The following is a 15,185-nucleotide window of genomic DNA, read 5'->3' as shown; positions in this document are numbered from 1 at the left end:
ACCGTCCGTGGTCGCCTCGGCTACGCCTTCGACCGCGTCCTGTTCTACGGCACCGGCGGCTTCGCCTACGGCGGCGGCGGCGGCAACGATTTCGGCCTGCCCAACAGCAGCCGCAACGACTTCCGCACCGGCTGGACCGCCGGCGGCGGCATCGAGTACGCCCTGCCCACCGACTCGTTCCTGAACTTCTTCCGCTCGTCCGCCGTGACGCTGAAGGTCGAAGGTCTGTACGTGAGCCTCGACCGCGACAACGCCAACAACGGCGTGTTCGCCTACTCCCGCACCACCAACACTGCCTTCCGGGTCAACACCCCCTACGCAGTGGCGGTCAGCGGCTACACCAACCGCCGCGAAGACGAGTTCGCGATCGTCCGCGCTGGTCTGAACTACAAGTTCGGCTCCTACTAAGCCGACATTTCGGGTCTCGAAACGGAGAAGCCCGGCCGCAAGGCCGGGCTTCTTCCGTTTTGGGACCGCTTCATCGGGATGGTCCCCGAGATACCGTTCAAAAGAAAACCCGGCCTCGCGGCCGGGTCTCGATCCTGGACAACGTCCGCCGTCTCAGGCGCTCGCCTGAATCCAGCGGGACAGATCGCCCTTCGGTGCCGCACCGACCTTCTGGCTGGCGAGCTGGCCGTCCTTGAAGATCAGCAGCGTCGGAATCGAACGGATGCCGTACTGCGCGGCGATGCCGGGATTCTCGTCGACATTAACCTTCGCGATCTTCACGCGTCCCTGCAGATCGGCGGAGATCTCCTCGAGGGCCGGTCCGATCTGGCGGCACGGACCGCACCACTCCGCCCAGAAATCCACCACAACGGGCTCCGCGGACTGAAGTACGTCCTGCTCGAAGCTCGCGTCGGTCACTTTCACCGTCGCCATTGAAAACTTCCTTTCCGGTCCCGCCTCGGCGGTCCCCTCTTCGCCGTCCCGGCATCGCGGGAACAAGCGCCAGCGAGATTTGGCGATGGGAGGGGGGCGGGTCAAGGCATCCTACGTCCCGGGCAAGCCTGCCCCTCGCGGACGTTGGGGATTGTCCATCCCACGCACACCGGAACCAGACGAAAGCGCCCCGTACCACCCGAGCCGCGGCAGGCCGGCCCTCGTCAAAGCGTGTCCGTCGCCCCATGTCCCCGGTGTCCCCGTCCCGGTGGCCGCGCTTCGTGGCCGCGCGGTCTCGACCCGAAGCCGGCTCCGCCGCCGGCATGGAGGAACACCCGACGTGAAGCGCATCCCCCAAAGCCTGCTCGCCACCGCAGCCTTCCTCAGCCTCGGCGCGGCCGTCCACGCGCAGGCACCGGCGGGGCAGGCACCCGCAGCGGTCGAGCCCCGGCAACCCCGCATCGAGGGTGACGCCTTCGCGGCGCCCACGAGTTCGGCAACGGGCAACAGCCCCGCCGAGACCGAGGCGCCGAACACCAGCTACAAGCCGCTGCTGCCGAACCAGACCCGAGCCCCGAAGCCCGAGACGGCCACCAAGGTGAAGACCGAGGTGGTCGCGAAGGGGCTCGACAGCCCCTGGGCCATGGAGTTCCTGCCGGACGGACGCATGCTGGTCACCGAGAAGGCCGGCAAGCTGCGCATCGTGGCCAAGGACGGCACGCCGGGCCCGGCGATCTCGGGGGTGCCCAAGGTGGACGCCAAGGGCCAGGGTGGCCTCCTCGACGTGGCGCTGAGCCCGAGCTTTCCCTCCGACCGGCGGATCTATCTGAGCTACTCGGAACCGCGCGAGAAGGGCAACGGCACCAGCGTGCTGCGCGCCAAGCTGATCGAGGAGAACGGCGTCGCCCGCCTCGACGAAGTCAAGGTCATCTTCCGGCAGATGCCGACCTATGACGGCGACAAGCATTTCGGCTCGCGCCTCGTCTTCGCGCCGGACGGCAAGCTGTTCGTCACCGTGGGCGAGCGCTCCGACAAGGTCACCCGCGTCCAAGCGCAGGACCTCACCAGCGGCCTCGGCAAGGTCTTCCGGATCGACACCGACGGCAATGCCCCCAAGGACAATCCCTTCACGGGCGGCGAGAAGGCCAAGCCGGAGATCTGGTCCTACGGCCATCGCAACGTGCAGGCGGCCGCCCTGGACCCGCAGGGCCGCCTCTGGACCGCCGAGCACGGGCCGCGCGGCGGCGACGAACTCAACCGCCCGCGTCCGGGCGTGAACTACGGCTGGCCCGAGGTGTCCTACGGCATCGAGTACAGCGGCGAGAAGATCGGCGAGGGCAAGACCCAGGCGGGGGGCACCGCCCAGCCGGTCTATTACTGGGACCCGGTCATCGGCCCGTCCGGCATGGCCCTCTACACGGGTGACGCCTTCCCGGCCTGGAAGGACGACTTCCTGATCGGCGGCCTCGTCAGCGGAGGCCTCGTGGCGGTGAAACTCGACGGCGACAAGGTCGTGAGCGAGGAGCGCATCCCCCTCGATGCGCGCATCCGCGACGTCCGGGTCGGCAGCGACGGCGCGGTCTACGCCGTCACGGACGGACCGGACGGCAAGATCCTGAAGCTGACCCCCGGCACTTAAAAGCCGCGACGGCGCACGGCTCCGGGCGGCCTAACGGCCCGGGGCCGCACCGCCGCTCGGGTCGAGGCGCGGGCGCAGGCGCGCCAGCATCCGGCCGAAGGCCGCCGGATCGTCCAGGGCCCGCGCCAGGACGAGCCCGCCCTGAATCGCCGAGACCACTTCCTCGGCGCGGTCCGCGGCGTCCCCAGGACCGAACCCGGCCCGCGTCAGGGCAGCCGCGAGGGCATCGCGCCAGCCGGTGAAATAGCGGGCGATGCGTAACGCGAAGCGGTCGCGCCCGTCCGTCAGCGCGAAGGCGCCGACGAGGCAGGCCCGGCCGCCGGACCGGAAATAGGCGTCCGTCTCGGTCAGCATCCGGTCGATGGCGGCGCGCGGGTCGGGCTCGTCTCGCAGCGGCGCGTAGATGCGCGTCTCGAACCAAGCTTCGATCGCGTCGAGGACCGCCTCCGCCATCTCGGCCTTGCCGCCCGGAAAGGCGTGGTAGAGGCTGCCCTTGCCGAGCCCGGTTCGGTTGCCGAGAAGCGCCAGGCTCGCGCCCTCGTAGCCGTGCTCGCGAAACACCTCGGCGAGGACCGGAATGGCGGCCTCCCGCGCGGTCTCGGCCTTCGACACGCCGGGTGTTACAGCCCGAGTTCGGAGAGGCCGGGGTGGTCAAGCGGTCGCGGCGCCGCGCGGTCCCAGTGGAACTTGCGCTCGGCTTCGGTGATGGCGAGGTCGTTGATGCTGGCGTGGCGCTCGCGCATCAGGCCGTTGGCGTCGAACGCCCAGTTCTCGTTCCCGTAGGCGCGGAACCATTGTCCGTCCGCGTCGTGGAACTCGTAGGCGAAGCGCACCGCGATCCGGTCCTCGGTGAACGCCCAAATCTCCTTGATCAGCCGGTATTCCTGCTCGCGCGCCCATTTGCGCTGCAGAAATTCCACGATGGCGGGGCGCCCGCTGAAGAACTCGGAGCGGTTCCGCCAACGGCTGTCCGCCGTGTAGGCGAGCGCGACCTTCTCCGGATTGCATCCGTTCCAGCCGTTCTCGGCCGCGCGGACTTTCTGGATCGCGGTTTCGCGGGTGAAGGGCGGCAGCGGCGGGCGGGTCTCGGACATCGGCGGCTCCTGCAAGAGACGGGTCGAATCGGCCCGCTCTCTGTACCGATCGGTACAAACCGCGAGCGAGCGGGTCAAGCCGGTCCGGTGGCGCGGGGCGAAGATTGGGGATCAGGCATGGCCCAGGAGGGTCAGCCAACCGATCGTCGTGAAGATGGCGAGCAGGGTCGAGAGCATCACGGCCGCCGCCACCACGCCGGTCTCGGTCTTGTAGCGAGCGGCGAGCAGGTAGGCGTTGATGCCCACCGGCATCGCGGCGAACAGCGTCGCCACCCCCGCATAGGCCGGCGGCATCGTGAAGACGTGGAAGGCCAGCAGCCAGACCGCCAGCGGGTGCAGCCCGAGCTTGAGCACGGTGATCCCGAAGGCGCTCGGCAGGTCGTGCAGAACGCGGTAGCGCACGAGACCGGCCCCGAGGGCGATCAGCGCACAGGTCGAGGCGGTTCCGGCCAGCGAATCCACCAGCGCCTTGACGATGCCGCCGGGCGCCAGCCCCGCGCCCTTGAGGCCGAGACCCAGGATCAGCGCCAGGAAGATCGGGTTGCGCAGGAGCACGAGCGCCAGGCCCCGCAGGCGCGCGAGGAGCGAGGCCTGACCGTCGGCCTCGATGAGGAAGGTGGCGCAGCCCATCATCAACGGCAGGTGCACGGCCAGCAGCATGAAGAGCGGAAACGCCCCGTCCTCGCCATAGGCCTGGAGAATCATCGGGACGCCGATGAAGACGGTGTTCGACTGGCTCGCGGCGAACCCGTGCAGGATCGCGCCCCGCCGCTCGACGCCCGCGCGCCGCAGGCCGACCAGCGAGCCGATGCCCCAGGAGAGGGCCGCGCCACCGAAGTAGCTGAACCAGAAGGACGGCGTGATCTCGCCGGTCAGGCCGGGGCGGGTCAGCGTGGCGACGATGAGCGCCGGGACCGCGATGGAGAAGACGTATTCCGAGAGGCCGTCACTGACCTTCTCGGACAGGAAGCCGGCCAGGGCCGCGACCCACCCGACGAGGATGAGGCCGAAGATCGGCGCGACGAGCGACAGGACGGTCATCGGGACGGCAAACCGGTTCTGCAACGCGAACGGCCACCGTACGCGTCAGCGTGCGGCGGCCGTTCGGGAAACCACGGCAGAGGTCGTTCGGGACCGATTCGGCCCCGGCAGGACCCTCAGGCGGCGGCGGGGGTCTCGACCTCGTCGAGCTTCTTGTGCAGTTCGCGCTTCAGCAGGCGGGCCGTCTGGGACAGCTCGATCTCGCGGGCCTTGATGAGGAAGGCGTCGAGGCCACCGCGGTGCTCGACCGAGCGCAGGGCATGGGCCGTGACGCGCAGGCGCACGCGACGCTTCAGGGCGTCCGACTGCAGCGTGACCTGGCACAGGTTCGGCAGGAACCGGCACTTGGTCTTGCGGTTCGAGTGGCTCACGAGGTGGCCGGTCTGCACGGCTTTGCCCGTGAGTTCGCAACGGCGCGACATTGTTCTATTTCCCGTCTCGTTCCGCGTGTCCGACAGGCTGGCGGGAAACCAGAGCCGCGTCGCGGCAAACGGCTTCTCGCACGCCAGGCCCGATGGAGCGGCGTTCTCATTGAAGGCGCGAGCCTATAGGGGAGAGGGGCCGGTGACGTCAAGGCGTGAGCCGATTTTTCGCATGGGGCCGCGCATCCTCGCCCGGCCGGCACGAAGCTCGGCTTTCGGTGCTCCAACGATGTGTTAACCATGAGCGCGGACGATGCGGGAACGATGTCCCTGCGCCGTTCGGCCGGAGACCGACAGTCAAACCCGAGTACCCAGCCATGCGCGCCCCGCCCAAGCGCTCACCCGCATTCCGCCTCACCGGTTTCGGCCTGCTCGCCGTGACGGCGGGCGTCCTCGCCGCCTCGCAGGTCCAGGCCCGCCCGAAGGCCAGCGCCTCGGCCACGGCCGTCACGGTGGATTACGAGATCGCCCTGGCGGGCCTGTCCATCGGCACGGCCCAGGTCTCGGGCGCCTTCGAGGGATCGGGCTACCGCATGGACGTGTCGGCCCGCCTCACCGGGCTCGTCGGCGTGGTGACGGGCGGCATGGGCTCGGCCCGGGCCAGCGGCGCCCTGACCTCGGCGCCCCAGCCCAGCACCTTCGCCATCGCCACGAAGACCACGAATTCCGGCATCGCCGTGCGCATGGCCCTGGCGCGGGGCAATGTCACCCAGGCCGAGATCACGCCGCCCCTCGTCGACATGGGCGATCGCGTCCCGATCTCCGCCGCCAACAAGCGCGGCGTCATCGATCCCGTCAGCGCCCTGGCGATGCCGGTCGCCGGACGCGGCGACCTCATGGACCCGGCCAACTGCAACCGCACCCTGCCGATCTTCGACGGCGCCACCCGCTTCGACGTGGCGTTGAGCTACGGCGAGACGCGCAGCGTGGCGAAGACCGGCTACAGCGGCCCGGTCCTCGTCTGCAACGCGCGCTATACCCCGATCGCCGGCCACCGGCCGGACCGTCCGGGCGTGAAGTTCATGGAGGACAACCGCGAGATGTCGGTCTGGCTGGCGCCCGTCGAGGGAACGCGGGTCCTGCTCCCGGTCCGGATCGCCGTGCGCACCACGGTGGGCACCAACATCATCGAGGCGACGCGCTGGACGCGCACCGGCGGCCAGCAGGGGAGCACCACGGTGTCGGCGCCGGGCAGCGCCGCGACGCAGGCCAGCCTCGACCCGTGAGCCCGACCACGATCGGGCGCGGCGCGCGTCTCCTCGTCGCGGCGGCCCTGGCGCTCATCCCCGGCCGGACGCTGGCGCAGGCCGCCCTCTCGACCGGGCCGGATTGCGGCGGGGACGCCTATTCGTCCGCCCAGGTGATCGAGAACCGCCCCGCGCGTCGCGGCCCCCTCACGGCGGTGCCGGACACGCTCTGCGCCGATGTCGCACCGCAAGGCCCCCGCGCGCCCGTGGAGATCGGAATCTACCCCAGTCTGGGCGCGACGGGCATGCCGGCGCGGGATGGCGCCCGCGGCCCGAACGACCCATATGAGGAACGGCCGCCACGGTCCCGCCGTCCCTGATCGCGGTGCGGCGGCACCCATGACCCGTCAAAGCCTGCCGGCCTCGCCGAAGGGACCGCCCCTCACCCATGATTCGTCCCTCCCTCTCTCCGCAGGCCCGCGCGCGCGGCGTCACGGCGGTGCTCGGGCCGACCAATACCGGCAAAACCCATCTGGCGATCGAGCGCATGCTCGCCCATCCCACGGGCATGATCGGGCTGCCCCTGCGCCTCTTGGCGCGGGAAGTGTACCTACGGGTCGTCGCCAAGGTCGGTGCGGACAAGGTCGCCCTCGTGACCGGCGAGGAGAAGATCAAGCCCGACCGTCCGCGCTACTGGATCTCCACCATCGAGGCGATGCCGCGCGACCTCGACGTGGCCTACGTGGCCATCGACGAGATCCAGCTCGCCGCCGACATGGACCGCGGCCACGTCTTCACCGACCGGCTCCTGCACCAGCGCGGGCGCGAGGAGACGCTGCTGATCGGCTCATCGACCATGCTGCCCCTGGTGCAGTCGCTGATTCCCGGCGTCCACACCACGACGCGGCCGCGCCTGTCGAAGCTCACCTTCGCGGGCGAGAAGAAGCTCGGCCGCCTGCCCCGGCGCACGGCGATCGTCGCGTTCTCCGCCGAGGAGGTCTACGCCATCGCCGAGTTGATCCGGCGCCAGCGCGGGGGCGCGGCCGTGGTGCTGGGCGCCCTCTCGCCGCGCACCCGCAACGCGCAGGTGGAGCTCTACCAGTCGGGCGACGTCGACTACCTCATCGCCACGGATGCGGTGGGCATGGGCCTGAACCTCGACGTCGACCACGTCGCCTTCGCGGCGAACTGGAAGTACGACGGCACGCGCTTCCGCAAGCTGACCCCGCCCGAGATGGGGCAGATCGCGGGCCGTGCCGGGCGCCATCTCTCCGACGGCACCTTCGGCTCCACCGGGCGCTGCGCGCCTTTCGAGCCCGAGATGATCGAGGCCCTGGAGAATCACGATTTCGAGCCCCTGCGGGTGCTGCAATGGCGCAATCCCGACCTCGATTTCGGTTCCCTCAAGCGGCTTCAGGAAAGCCTCGACGAGCATCCCAGCGAGAAGGGTCTGACGCGGGCGCCGATGGGCGAGGACCAGTCGGCCCTGGAGATCCTGATGCGCGAGGACGACATCCGCGACCTCGCGAACAGCCCCGCCCATGTGCGTCGTCTCTGGGACGTCTGCGGCGTGCCGGACTACCGCAAGGTCCATCCCCAGACCCACGCGGACCTCGTCGCCCAGCTCTACCGCTTCCTGATGCGCGGGATGGCGGGGCGCATCCCCAACGACTGGTTCGCCAGCCACGTCGCCATGATCGACCGGACCGACGGCGACATCGACGCCCTCTCCCAGCGCATCGCGCAGGGGCGGACCTGGACCTTCGTGGCGAACCGACCGGATTGGCTCATCGATCCGGTGCATTGGCAGGGCGAGACGCGTCGGGTAGAGGACAGGCTGTCCGACGCCCTGCACGAACGCCTCGCGAGCCGTTTCGTCGATCGGCGCACCAGCGTCCTGATGCGGCGCCTGAGAGAGAATACGATGTTGGAAGCTGAGATCACCGCCGGCGGGGACGTTACCGTCGAGGGCCAGCATGTCGGCCATCTGCATGGCTTCCAGTTCGTTCCGGACCCCGGTGCGGAAGGACATGAGGCCAAGACCCTGCGCAGCGCGGCCGAAAAGGCGCTCGCCGGCGAGATCGAGGCCCGCGCCGAGCGGTTCTCGTCCGCCGCCGATGCCTCCCTGGTCCTGAGCCACGACGGCGTCATCCGCTGGACAGGCGACCCGGTGGCCAAGCTGACGCCGGGCGACAAGCTGTTCGAGCCGCACGTGCGCCTGCTCGCCGACGAGCAGCTCACGGGCCCGGCCCGCGACAAGGTCGAAGCCCGCCTCGTCGCCTGGCTCAAGGCCACCGTGGTGCGCCTGCTCGGCCCGCTCATGGAGATCGAGACCGCCGCCGACCTCACGGGGCTGGCCAAGGGCATCGGCTTCCAGGTGGTGGAATCCCTCGGCGTGCTCGAGCGCGCCAAGGTGATGCAGGAAATGCGCACCCTCGATCAGGACGGACGCGGGGCCCTGCGCCGCCACGGCGTCCGCTTCGGCGCCTACCACATCTTCCTGCCGGCTCTCCTGAAGCCCGCGCCCCGCACCCTCGCGGCACAACTCTGGGCCCTGAAGAACGGCGGCCTCGACCAGCGTGGCCTCGACGAGATCGCGCATCTCGCCAGTTCCGGCCGCACCTCCATCAAGGTCGATCCGGAGATCGCCAAGGGCCTCTACCGCGCGGCCGGCTTCCGCGTCTGCGGCGAGCGCGCGGTGCGCGTCGACATCCTCGAGCGGCTGGCCGACCTGATCCGCCCGGCCATCGCCTACCGGCCCGGCACCACCCCCGGCGACGCCCCCGTGGGGGCGGCCGACGGCGACGCCTTCGTGGCGACGGTGGGCATGACCTCCCTGGTCGGCTGCTCCGGCGAGGATTTCGCTTCCATCCTGAAGTCCCTCGGTTACGCGCCCGAGACCCGCCCAGGTCCGGCGATCACCGTGCCGCTCCTGCCCGCCGCCCCGACCCAGCCGATCGCGCCGCCCGCCGCCCCGAAGACCGAACCGACGACGGACGCGGCCTCGGAGACCTCGGCCGAGGCGGACGAGCCCGCGACGGAGATCGAGCCCGGCTCGACGGCGGATTCGGGTGCGGCGGCGATTCCCGCTGCGGCGACCGAGGAGGCGACCGCGGAGCCGCAGGACGCAGCGACGGCACCGGATCACCCCGAAGCCGCGGGTGATGATTCCGCATCCGAGGATGCAGGCCCGGCGCCCGTCGCCGAGGTGGCGGCTCTCGCCGGCGTGGAGGAAGGCCTTCCCGTCGCGGAAGAGGGACTTGCCGGCGCGGACGCTGCCCACGAGGGCGAAGCTCCTGCCGACGTCGCCGCGCAACCGGCGGAGCCCCCCTCCCCCGCCGAGGACGCATCGACCGACGAGTCCGCGACCGCCGACACGGCCTCCGGTGAAGCGGGAGCCGAGGAGACGCTGGCCCCTGCACAGAACTCGGCCGAGGGTGAGGCCGGTGCGGAACCGGCCGATGCGGGTGCTCCCGCCGCGCCGGTCGCCGCACGGACGGACACGGCCAATACTGGCGACGGAGGCACCGTCGAGGTCTGGCGCCTGTTCCGCCAGCAGCGCCACGGCAACCCGCGCCAGAACCAACGTCCCCGTGGCCCGGGCCGTGACGGCGCCTCCGCCAATCGCCCGGCCGGCGAAGGACGACCCGACCAGCGCCGCCACGGCGGCCAGCCCGCCGGTGCCGAGGCGCGCGAGCGTCCGCGGGGCGACCGCCCCGACGGCGGCCGCCGGAGCGGTCCCGGTGAAGGACGGCCCGAGGGCGGCCGTCCGCCCCGGCGCGAGCGCTTCGAGCCGGGCCGCGTCCGGCCGGAGCGCCGCGACGAGCCCCGCGCCGCGCCGCGGGACGAGCCCCGTCCGCAGCGCCGCGAGCGGGCCCCGGACCCGGATTCGCCCTTCGCGAAGCTCGCCGCGCTCAAGGCTCAGCTCGAGGCGGGAAATGACCGCAAGCGCTGAGCGGCCGAACCCGGAGATGCGATGAAGCCGGGGCGCCAGCGTCTCGACAAGTGGTTGTGGTTCGCGCGCTTCGCGCGGACCCGCTCCCTCGCCGCCCGCCTCGTGACGGACGGCCATGTGCGCTTGAACGGCAAGCGCGCCGAGACTTCGGCGACGGCGGTCGGACTCGGGGATGTCGTCACCGTCGCAGCGGCTCACGCCACGGTGGCGGCTCGCGTGCTGGATCTCGGTGAGCGCCGGGGTCCGGCGCCGGAGGCCCAGACGCTCTACGAGGTCCTGGGCGACGGCGCCGCTTAGGCTGCATCATCCGTGTCCCGCGTGCGACACACAGGGGGTCCGCGGGGCGCAGCGCTCAAGCCGCGCTTGTCAGCCTCCCGGACAGGGGCTAGAGCCAGCCCCATCCCGGATCGGGCATCCAGGATCGCGCCTGTGCCCGAGCCACCCGACCCGTGCCACGAAGCGTTAACGGATCCGTGCATCGAATCGTGCCTGAGACCGGCATCGGCCGCTCCCGGCGCTCACCGGATCGAGGACTGAAGGCCCCATGACCTACGTCGTCACCGACAACTGCATCAAGTGCAAGTACATGGACTGCGTCGAGGTCTGTCCGGTGGACTGCTTCTACGAAGGCGAGAACATGCTCGTCATCCATCCGGACGAGTGCATCGATTGCGGTGTCTGTGAGCCGGAATGCCCCGCCGAGGCGATCAAGCCCGACACGGAACCGAGCCTGGAGAACTGGCTCAAGGTGAACGCGGACTTCGCCCGCACCTGGCCCAACATCACCCAGAAGAAGGACGCGCCCGCCGACGCCAAGACGTGGGATGGGGTCGCCGACAAGTTCGCGACGCATTTCTCGGCCAATCCCGGCAGCGGCGACTGATTGCCGCCGGGCGCGGCCTCGGATCGAGGCCGCGCGCCCGCAGGATCGGCGTGAAAGAGGCTGTGGAGCACGCTGGAGGCGAAGCCCTTTGCGCTCGGCCCTGCCGGCAATCCTTTGATTCGGCGGCGCGTTTGTGCTATTGAGAACGCCTGCCGTCGTTCGTGCTCGACGTGCTGCCTCCAACCATCACCTGATGGGTCTCACGCTCAGTTGAGGAATGGGGTCGCATGCGATCGATCGCTGGAGGCGTTCCGTGCCTTCGGCGACCGGTCTCTCGTTGCGCGACGCGTCGGCATGCCCGGGAACCGGCTGGTTCCGCGTCACTGACGCGGACCCTTCGGACAAGGGGCTGGAGCCGGGTGACCCACCCCGGATTACAGGGTTCGGCGCGGCGTGCAAGGCCGCGCGATGTTCTGGAGGCGCTTCTCGCATGACCACAGCCAAGAAGACGACGGCAGGCCGCCAAGGCTTCAAGACCGGCGAAGCGGTCGTGTACCCCGCTCACGGTGTCGGCCGGATCACGGCGATCGAGGAGCAGGAGATCGCCGGCTACAAGCTCGAGCTGTTCGTGGTCTCCTTCGAGAAGGACAAGATGGTCCTGCGCGTCCCCACCGCGAAGGCCAACAGCGTCGGCATGCGCAAGCTGGCCGAGCCAGAACTCGTGAAGAAGGCCCTCGACCTCCTCACCGGCCGCGCTCGCATCAAGCGCACGATGTGGTCCCGCCGCGCGCAGGAGTACGAGGCCAAGATCAACTCGGGCGACCTTCTCTCGGTCACCGAGGTGGTGCGCGACCTCTTCCGCTCCGAGGCCCAGCCCGAGCAGTCCTACAGCGAGCGCCAGCTCTACGAGTCCGCCCTCGACCGTGTCGTCCGTGAGATCTCGTCCGTGAACCGCATCACCGAGACCGAGGCCCTCAAGCTCATCGAGCAGAGCCTGGCCAAGTCTCCGCGTCGCGTGAAGGGCGAAGCCGAGGCGGAAGGCGATGGCGAGAGCGACGATCTCCAGGAGGAAGCGGCCTGATACACCGCATTCCGGTTTTGAATTCATGGAACCCGGCGCCGTTGCGCCGGGTTTTTTCTTTTGGACTCACGTGCGCGTGAACGCCGTACGCGATCGGGGAACCTTCCCGAAGACCCCCGGGTTGTCGCGATACCAGATACAGGTCCGAAGTCCGGTTTCGTTCGTCATCGGGGATCGTAGCTGGGAGAACACGTTTCAGATCGGCGGAGGCGGGGATGGCGGATATCGCAGGGATCCGGCGGCAGTTCATACGCACGGCGATGGAGGCGCCCTTCCTTGCGCGGGATGAGGAACGTGGTCTTGCCGTGCGCTGGAAGGACGAGCGCGACGAACGCGCCCTGCACGACCTGATCGCGGCCCACATGCGGCTCGTGATCGCGATTGCCGGACGTTTCCGCCATTACGGCCTGCCCATGGCCGACCTCGTCCAGGAAGGCCATGTGGGATTGATGGAGGCCGCTGCCCGTTTCGAGCCGGAGCGGGAGGTCCGCTTCTCTACCTACGCCACTTGGTGGATTCGGGCCTCGATCCAGGATTACATCCTGCGCAACTGGTCTATCGTCCGCGGCGGCACGAGTTCGGCCCAGAAAGCCCTGTTCTTCAACCTGCGTCGCCTGCGCGCCCGCCTGATGCAGTCCACCGAGGAGCATGTGGGCGACGAGATCCACCGACGCATCGCCACCGCCATCGGCGTGTCGCGGGAGGATGTCGCCCTGATGGATGCCCGCCTCTCCGGGCCGGACATGTCGCTGAACGCGCCGGTGGGCGAGGAGAGCGAAGCCTCTTCAGAGCGCATGGATTTCCTCGTGGACGGCGCCGCCCTCCCCGACGAGACGGTGTCGGCGGCTGTCGACGGCGAGCGCCGGCTGATCTGGCTCAACGAGGCCCTGACGGTCCTGTCCGAGCGGGAATTGCGGATTCTCAAAGAGCGTCGCCTGGCCGAGGATCAGGCGACCCTGGAAGCCCTCGGGCACCGTCTCGGCATCTCGAAGGAGCGCGTTCGGCAGATCGAGAACCGCGCCCTCGAGAAGTTGCGTCGCGCCCTGGCCGAGCGCTTTCCGCAAACGGGCGGCAACGTCTACGCCTGACCCGCGCCGGACCTTACTGGTTCACGCTGGGACAGAGTACGCATCCGCGATGGTCATCGCCCGGCAAGCACTTTGCCGGGCTTTGTTTTGAATGCAGGCAGGATTGGGCTACGAAACCCGCATCGTTTCGGAGGCAACTCGGATCTTCGATGCAGGCCATACCTCTCAACGCGACCAGGGTGCTCGGTCTCCTGGTGGCGTTCCTGATTCCGGCGACCTCCGCCGCGACGCTCCTGTCGAGCGACCTGGCTTGGTATCATGGTGTCGGCTTGTTCTACGCCGCGCTCGGCGCGGCTGAAGTCATCTACCTTCTGCTGCTGTCGCTGCAGGGCGCATGGAGCGTCCGGGCCCTGGGGAAGACGGTCTCCTGATCGGAACGCGTCCCAGGCTCGCGGACTGGCACCATGACGACCTGGCAGATCGCGAAGCCCGCCGGCCAACCCGGCACCGCCGTCTGGCATGTGGACCTCGCCGCCATCCGGCTCACGCCGGCACGCGCGCGCTGGTTGTCGACGGACGAGCAGGCGCGAGCGGCGCGCTTCCTCCGGCCGCAGGATCACGATCGTTTCGTTCGCAGCCATTTGGCCCTTCGGCAGATCCTCGCCGGATATCTTGAGCGAGACCCCGCGGATCTGTGCTTCGACCTTGCGGAGAACGGAAAGCCTGAACTCGGCGGCCCGGACCGGGGTCGCCTGCACTTCAATCTCTCGCATTCCGGGTCGCATGCGCTGGTCGCCATCGCGGACGGCGCGGCGATCGGCGTCGATGTCGAAGTGGCCCGCCCCCTCGGGGACGTGATGTCCATCGCGCGTGCGCATTTCCATTCCGGCGAGATCGCAGCCCTGGCAAGCCGAGCGGCGGCCGAGCGACCGATGGCGTTCCTGGCCTGCTGGACCAGAAAGGAAGCCGTGGTGAAGGCGCTCGGCACGGGCCTCTCCCTCCCCCTCGACAGCTTCGAAGTGACACTTCCACCGGGTCCGGCGACGATCCGGAGTTGGGCTCGGGGTGCGAGCCCGTGGCACGACTGGTCACTGCATCACCTCGATCTCGGCGGGGAGGCCGTTGGGGCGGTGGCCATCGCGCGGGGCGGAGAATACTGCGCCCTGTATCGCCTGCCGTCGGACGGTGAGGGCCTCTGATTGTTCGATCACCGAACCGCCGGCGCGATTTCCCGCACGAACCCGCTTGCGGCGCTGCACCGGCCTCGCTATAGCTCCCCTCGCTGGCCCCAGGGGCCGGCTTCGTCGGAGTGTAGCGCAGTCTGGTAGCGCACCACGTTCGGGACGTGGGGGTCGCAGGTTCAAATCCTGCCACTCCGACCATCGTTTCCCTAGGGAAACCGGTCTTCCCGGCTCAGAGAGCAAAACCCGACCAAACATTCGACCAAACATTGGTCGGATCTTGTGGTCCGCGGCCTCCACCCCATTACGCCTCAGACGCACCCATGCGACGCTCGGCCTATGCCGATGAACCTGCATCAGGGCTGCATGAAGCGCCTCGTCGATATCCTCGCCACCGCCCTTCCCGACCTACCGGTTCACAGCCGGATGTTCGTGTTGATGGAGACGCCATCACCGTTGGCTGCTCTTGACGCGGCCATTCCCGATGCGGGCGGCACGCGGTCGAAGCTAGTGCACTGACGCGGTCAGAGGATTCACGAGGCGGGCGATGCATGCGAGTCTGGGCAATGGCTCAGACCGTCTGCGTGCTCCTCGACGCCGCGACCCAGTCAGCGCTTGCCGCGATCGCCGGCGATCGATCCCGCCCCCTGAAGCACATCCTTCGGGCGCGTATCATCCTGCTCTCAGCCGAGCGCCTGAACGTGCAGGAGGTGGCTCGGCAGGCCGGCGTCAGTCGGCCCGCTGTCTGGCGCTGGCAGCAACGCTTTCCCGAGGAGGGTGTCGAGGGCCTGCTGCACGACAAGACCCGCCCGCCCGGCACCCCACCGCATTCCACGCGAACGGGGGCGCAGG

General features: G+C 69.5%; 18 protein-coding genes and 1 tRNA gene. 14 read left to right on the top strand and 5 right to left on the bottom strand.

From position 1 onward, the window contains the following. On the top strand, positions 1-408 hold a 408-nt coding region (locus tag MKK58_RS16240), incomplete at its 5' end, for an outer membrane protein (RefSeq protein WP_409565259.1). Positions 409-561: 153 nt separating this feature from the next. On the opposite strand, the gene trxA is transcribed toward MKK58_RS16240, so the two are convergent. Further along, a complete protein-coding gene (trxA, locus tag MKK58_RS16235) occupies positions 562-882 on the bottom strand; it encodes a thioredoxin (RefSeq protein ID WP_056185158.1) in 321 nt (106 codons plus the stop codon). Between the two features lie 340 nt (positions 883-1,222). Between trxA and MKK58_RS16230 the strand changes: the two genes are divergently transcribed. Beyond that, positions 1,223-2,521 (top strand): PQQ-dependent sugar dehydrogenase, encoded by a 1,299-nt coding sequence (locus MKK58_RS16230; protein WP_243913024.1) that lies wholly within the window; start codon positions 1,223-1,225, stop codon positions 2,519-2,521. Positions 2,522-2,551: 30 nt separating this feature from the next. Here the strand turns inward: MKK58_RS16230 and MKK58_RS16225 are convergent, their stop codons facing one another. From MKK58_RS16225 to rpmB, 4 genes are all read right to left on the bottom strand, one after another. Further along, a complete protein-coding gene (locus MKK58_RS16225; RefSeq protein ID WP_243913023.1) occupies positions 2,552-3,133 on the bottom strand; it encodes a TetR/AcrR family transcriptional regulator in 582 nt (193 codons plus the stop codon). 8 nt (positions 3,134-3,141) lie between these two features. Next, on the bottom strand, positions 3,142-3,615 hold the full coding sequence (locus MKK58_RS16220; protein WP_243913022.1) for a DUF1348 family protein: 474 nt from the start codon (positions 3,613-3,615) through the stop codon (positions 3,142-3,144). Between the two features lie 111 nt (positions 3,616-3,726). Then, positions 3,727-4,656: an AEC family transporter gene (locus tag MKK58_RS16215; protein WP_243913021.1), complete on the bottom strand. Its 930-nt coding sequence runs from the start codon at positions 4,654-4,656 to the stop codon at positions 3,727-3,729. 116 nt (positions 4,657-4,772) lie between these two features. Then, entirely contained in the window at positions 4,773-5,078 is a 306-nt protein-coding gene (gene rpmB, locus MKK58_RS16210) for a 50S ribosomal protein L28 (RefSeq protein ID WP_238278834.1), read from the bottom strand. 317 nt (positions 5,079-5,395) lie between these two features. On the opposite strand from rpmB, the gene MKK58_RS16205 reads away from it, so the two are divergent. The 12 genes from MKK58_RS16205 to MKK58_RS16150 all read left to right on the top strand — a co-directional run. Next, a complete protein-coding gene (locus MKK58_RS16205; RefSeq protein WP_243913020.1) occupies positions 5,396-6,304 on the top strand; it encodes a DUF3108 domain-containing protein in 909 nt (302 codons plus the stop codon). Then, positions 6,301-6,645, top strand: coding sequence for a hypothetical protein (locus MKK58_RS16200; protein ID WP_409565257.1), 345 nt, complete (start codon positions 6,301-6,303; stop codon positions 6,643-6,645). Before MKK58_RS16205 ends, MKK58_RS16200 begins: the two co-directional genes overlap by 4 nt. 68 nt (positions 6,646-6,713) lie before the next feature. Next, positions 6,714-10,220, top strand: coding sequence for a helicase-related protein (locus tag MKK58_RS16195; RefSeq protein WP_243913019.1), 3,507 nt, complete (start codon positions 6,714-6,716; stop codon positions 10,218-10,220). 21 nt (positions 10,221-10,241) lie between these two features. Next, positions 10,242-10,517: an RNA-binding S4 domain-containing protein gene (locus tag MKK58_RS16190; RefSeq protein WP_243913018.1), complete on the top strand. Its 276-nt coding sequence runs from the start codon at positions 10,242-10,244 to the stop codon at positions 10,515-10,517. A gap of 247 nt (positions 10,518-10,764) precedes the next feature. After that, positions 10,765-11,103, top strand: a complete 339-nt coding sequence (gene fdxA / locus MKK58_RS16185; RefSeq protein ID WP_238278841.1) for a ferredoxin FdxA — start codon at positions 10,765-10,767, stop codon at positions 11,101-11,103. Between the two features lie 430 nt (positions 11,104-11,533). Further along, positions 11,534-12,124: a CarD family transcriptional regulator gene (locus tag MKK58_RS16180; RefSeq protein ID WP_238278843.1), complete on the top strand. Its 591-nt coding sequence runs from the start codon at positions 11,534-11,536 to the stop codon at positions 12,122-12,124. Positions 12,125-12,339: 215 nt separating this feature from the next. Beyond that, a complete protein-coding gene (locus MKK58_RS16175) occupies positions 12,340-13,212 on the top strand; it encodes an RNA polymerase factor sigma-32 (protein WP_238278845.1) in 873 nt (290 codons plus the stop codon). A gap of 149 nt (positions 13,213-13,361) precedes the next feature. After that, positions 13,362-13,583: a hypothetical protein gene (locus tag MKK58_RS16170; RefSeq protein WP_243913017.1), complete on the top strand. Its 222-nt coding sequence runs from the start codon at positions 13,362-13,364 to the stop codon at positions 13,581-13,583. Positions 13,584-13,616: 33 nt separating this feature from the next. Next, complete coding sequence (locus tag MKK58_RS16165; RefSeq protein WP_243913016.1) at positions 13,617-14,351, top strand: 4'-phosphopantetheinyl transferase family protein; 735 nt, start codon at positions 13,617-13,619, stop codon at positions 14,349-14,351. Between the two features lie 106 nt (positions 14,352-14,457). Continuing rightward, positions 14,458-14,534: transfer RNA gene (locus MKK58_RS16160), tRNA-Pro, on the top strand. 138 nt (positions 14,535-14,672) lie between these two features. Next, positions 14,673-14,852 carry a hypothetical protein gene (locus tag MKK58_RS16155; RefSeq protein WP_243913015.1) on the top strand — a complete coding sequence of 60 codons (180 nt, stop codon included), beginning with the start codon at positions 14,673-14,675 and terminating at the stop codon, positions 14,850-14,852. Between the two features lie 47 nt (positions 14,853-14,899). After that, the coding region (locus tag MKK58_RS16150; RefSeq protein ID WP_243913014.1) for a helix-turn-helix domain-containing protein at positions 14,900-15,185 on the top strand (286 nt) is incomplete at its 3' end.

It is taken from the genome of Methylobacterium sp. J-078 (assembly GCF_022829285.1).
Lineage (GTDB): Bacteria > Pseudomonadota > Alphaproteobacteria > Rhizobiales > Beijerinckiaceae > Methylobacterium.
This window is presented reverse-complemented; position numbering and strand designations above follow the sequence as displayed.

What these genes read in the sequence shown, in the direction of transcription:
- MKK58_RS16180 (WP_238278843.1), top strand. Translation starts at nt 11,534, where the DNA reads ATGACCACAGCCAAGAAGACGACGGCAGGCCGCCAAGGCTTCAAGACC.
- trxA (WP_056185158.1), bottom strand. Translation starts at nt 882, where the DNA reads ATGGCGACGGTGAAAGTGACCGACGCGAGCTTCGAGCAGGACGTACTT.
- MKK58_RS16215 (WP_243913021.1), bottom strand. Translation starts at nt 4,656, where the DNA reads ATGACCGTCCTGTCGCTCGTCGCGCCGATCTTCGGCCTCATCCTCGTC.
- MKK58_RS16155 (WP_243913015.1), top strand. Translation starts at nt 14,673, where the DNA reads ATGCCGATGAACCTGCATCAGGGCTGCATGAAGCGCCTCGTCGATATC.
- MKK58_RS16170 (WP_243913017.1), top strand. Translation starts at nt 13,362, where the DNA reads ATGCAGGCCATACCTCTCAACGCGACCAGGGTGCTCGGTCTCCTGGTG.
- MKK58_RS16165 (WP_243913016.1), top strand. Translation starts at nt 13,617, where the DNA reads ATGACGACCTGGCAGATCGCGAAGCCCGCCGGCCAACCCGGCACCGCC.
- MKK58_RS16195 (WP_243913019.1), top strand. Translation starts at nt 6,714, where the DNA reads ATGATTCGTCCCTCCCTCTCTCCGCAGGCCCGCGCGCGCGGCGTCACG.
- MKK58_RS16205 (WP_243913020.1), top strand. Translation starts at nt 5,396, where the DNA reads ATGCGCGCCCCGCCCAAGCGCTCACCCGCATTCCGCCTCACCGGTTTC.
- MKK58_RS16175 (WP_238278845.1), top strand. Translation starts at nt 12,340, where the DNA reads ATGGCGGATATCGCAGGGATCCGGCGGCAGTTCATACGCACGGCGATG.
- rpmB (WP_238278834.1), bottom strand. Translation starts at nt 5,078, where the DNA reads ATGTCGCGCCGTTGCGAACTCACGGGCAAAGCCGTGCAGACCGGCCAC.
- MKK58_RS16220 (WP_243913022.1), bottom strand. Translation starts at nt 3,615, where the DNA reads ATGTCCGAGACCCGCCCGCCGCTGCCGCCCTTCACCCGCGAAACCGCG.
- fdxA (WP_238278841.1), top strand. Translation starts at nt 10,765, where the DNA reads ATGACCTACGTCGTCACCGACAACTGCATCAAGTGCAAGTACATGGAC.
- MKK58_RS16190 (WP_243913018.1), top strand. Translation starts at nt 10,242, where the DNA reads ATGAAGCCGGGGCGCCAGCGTCTCGACAAGTGGTTGTGGTTCGCGCGC.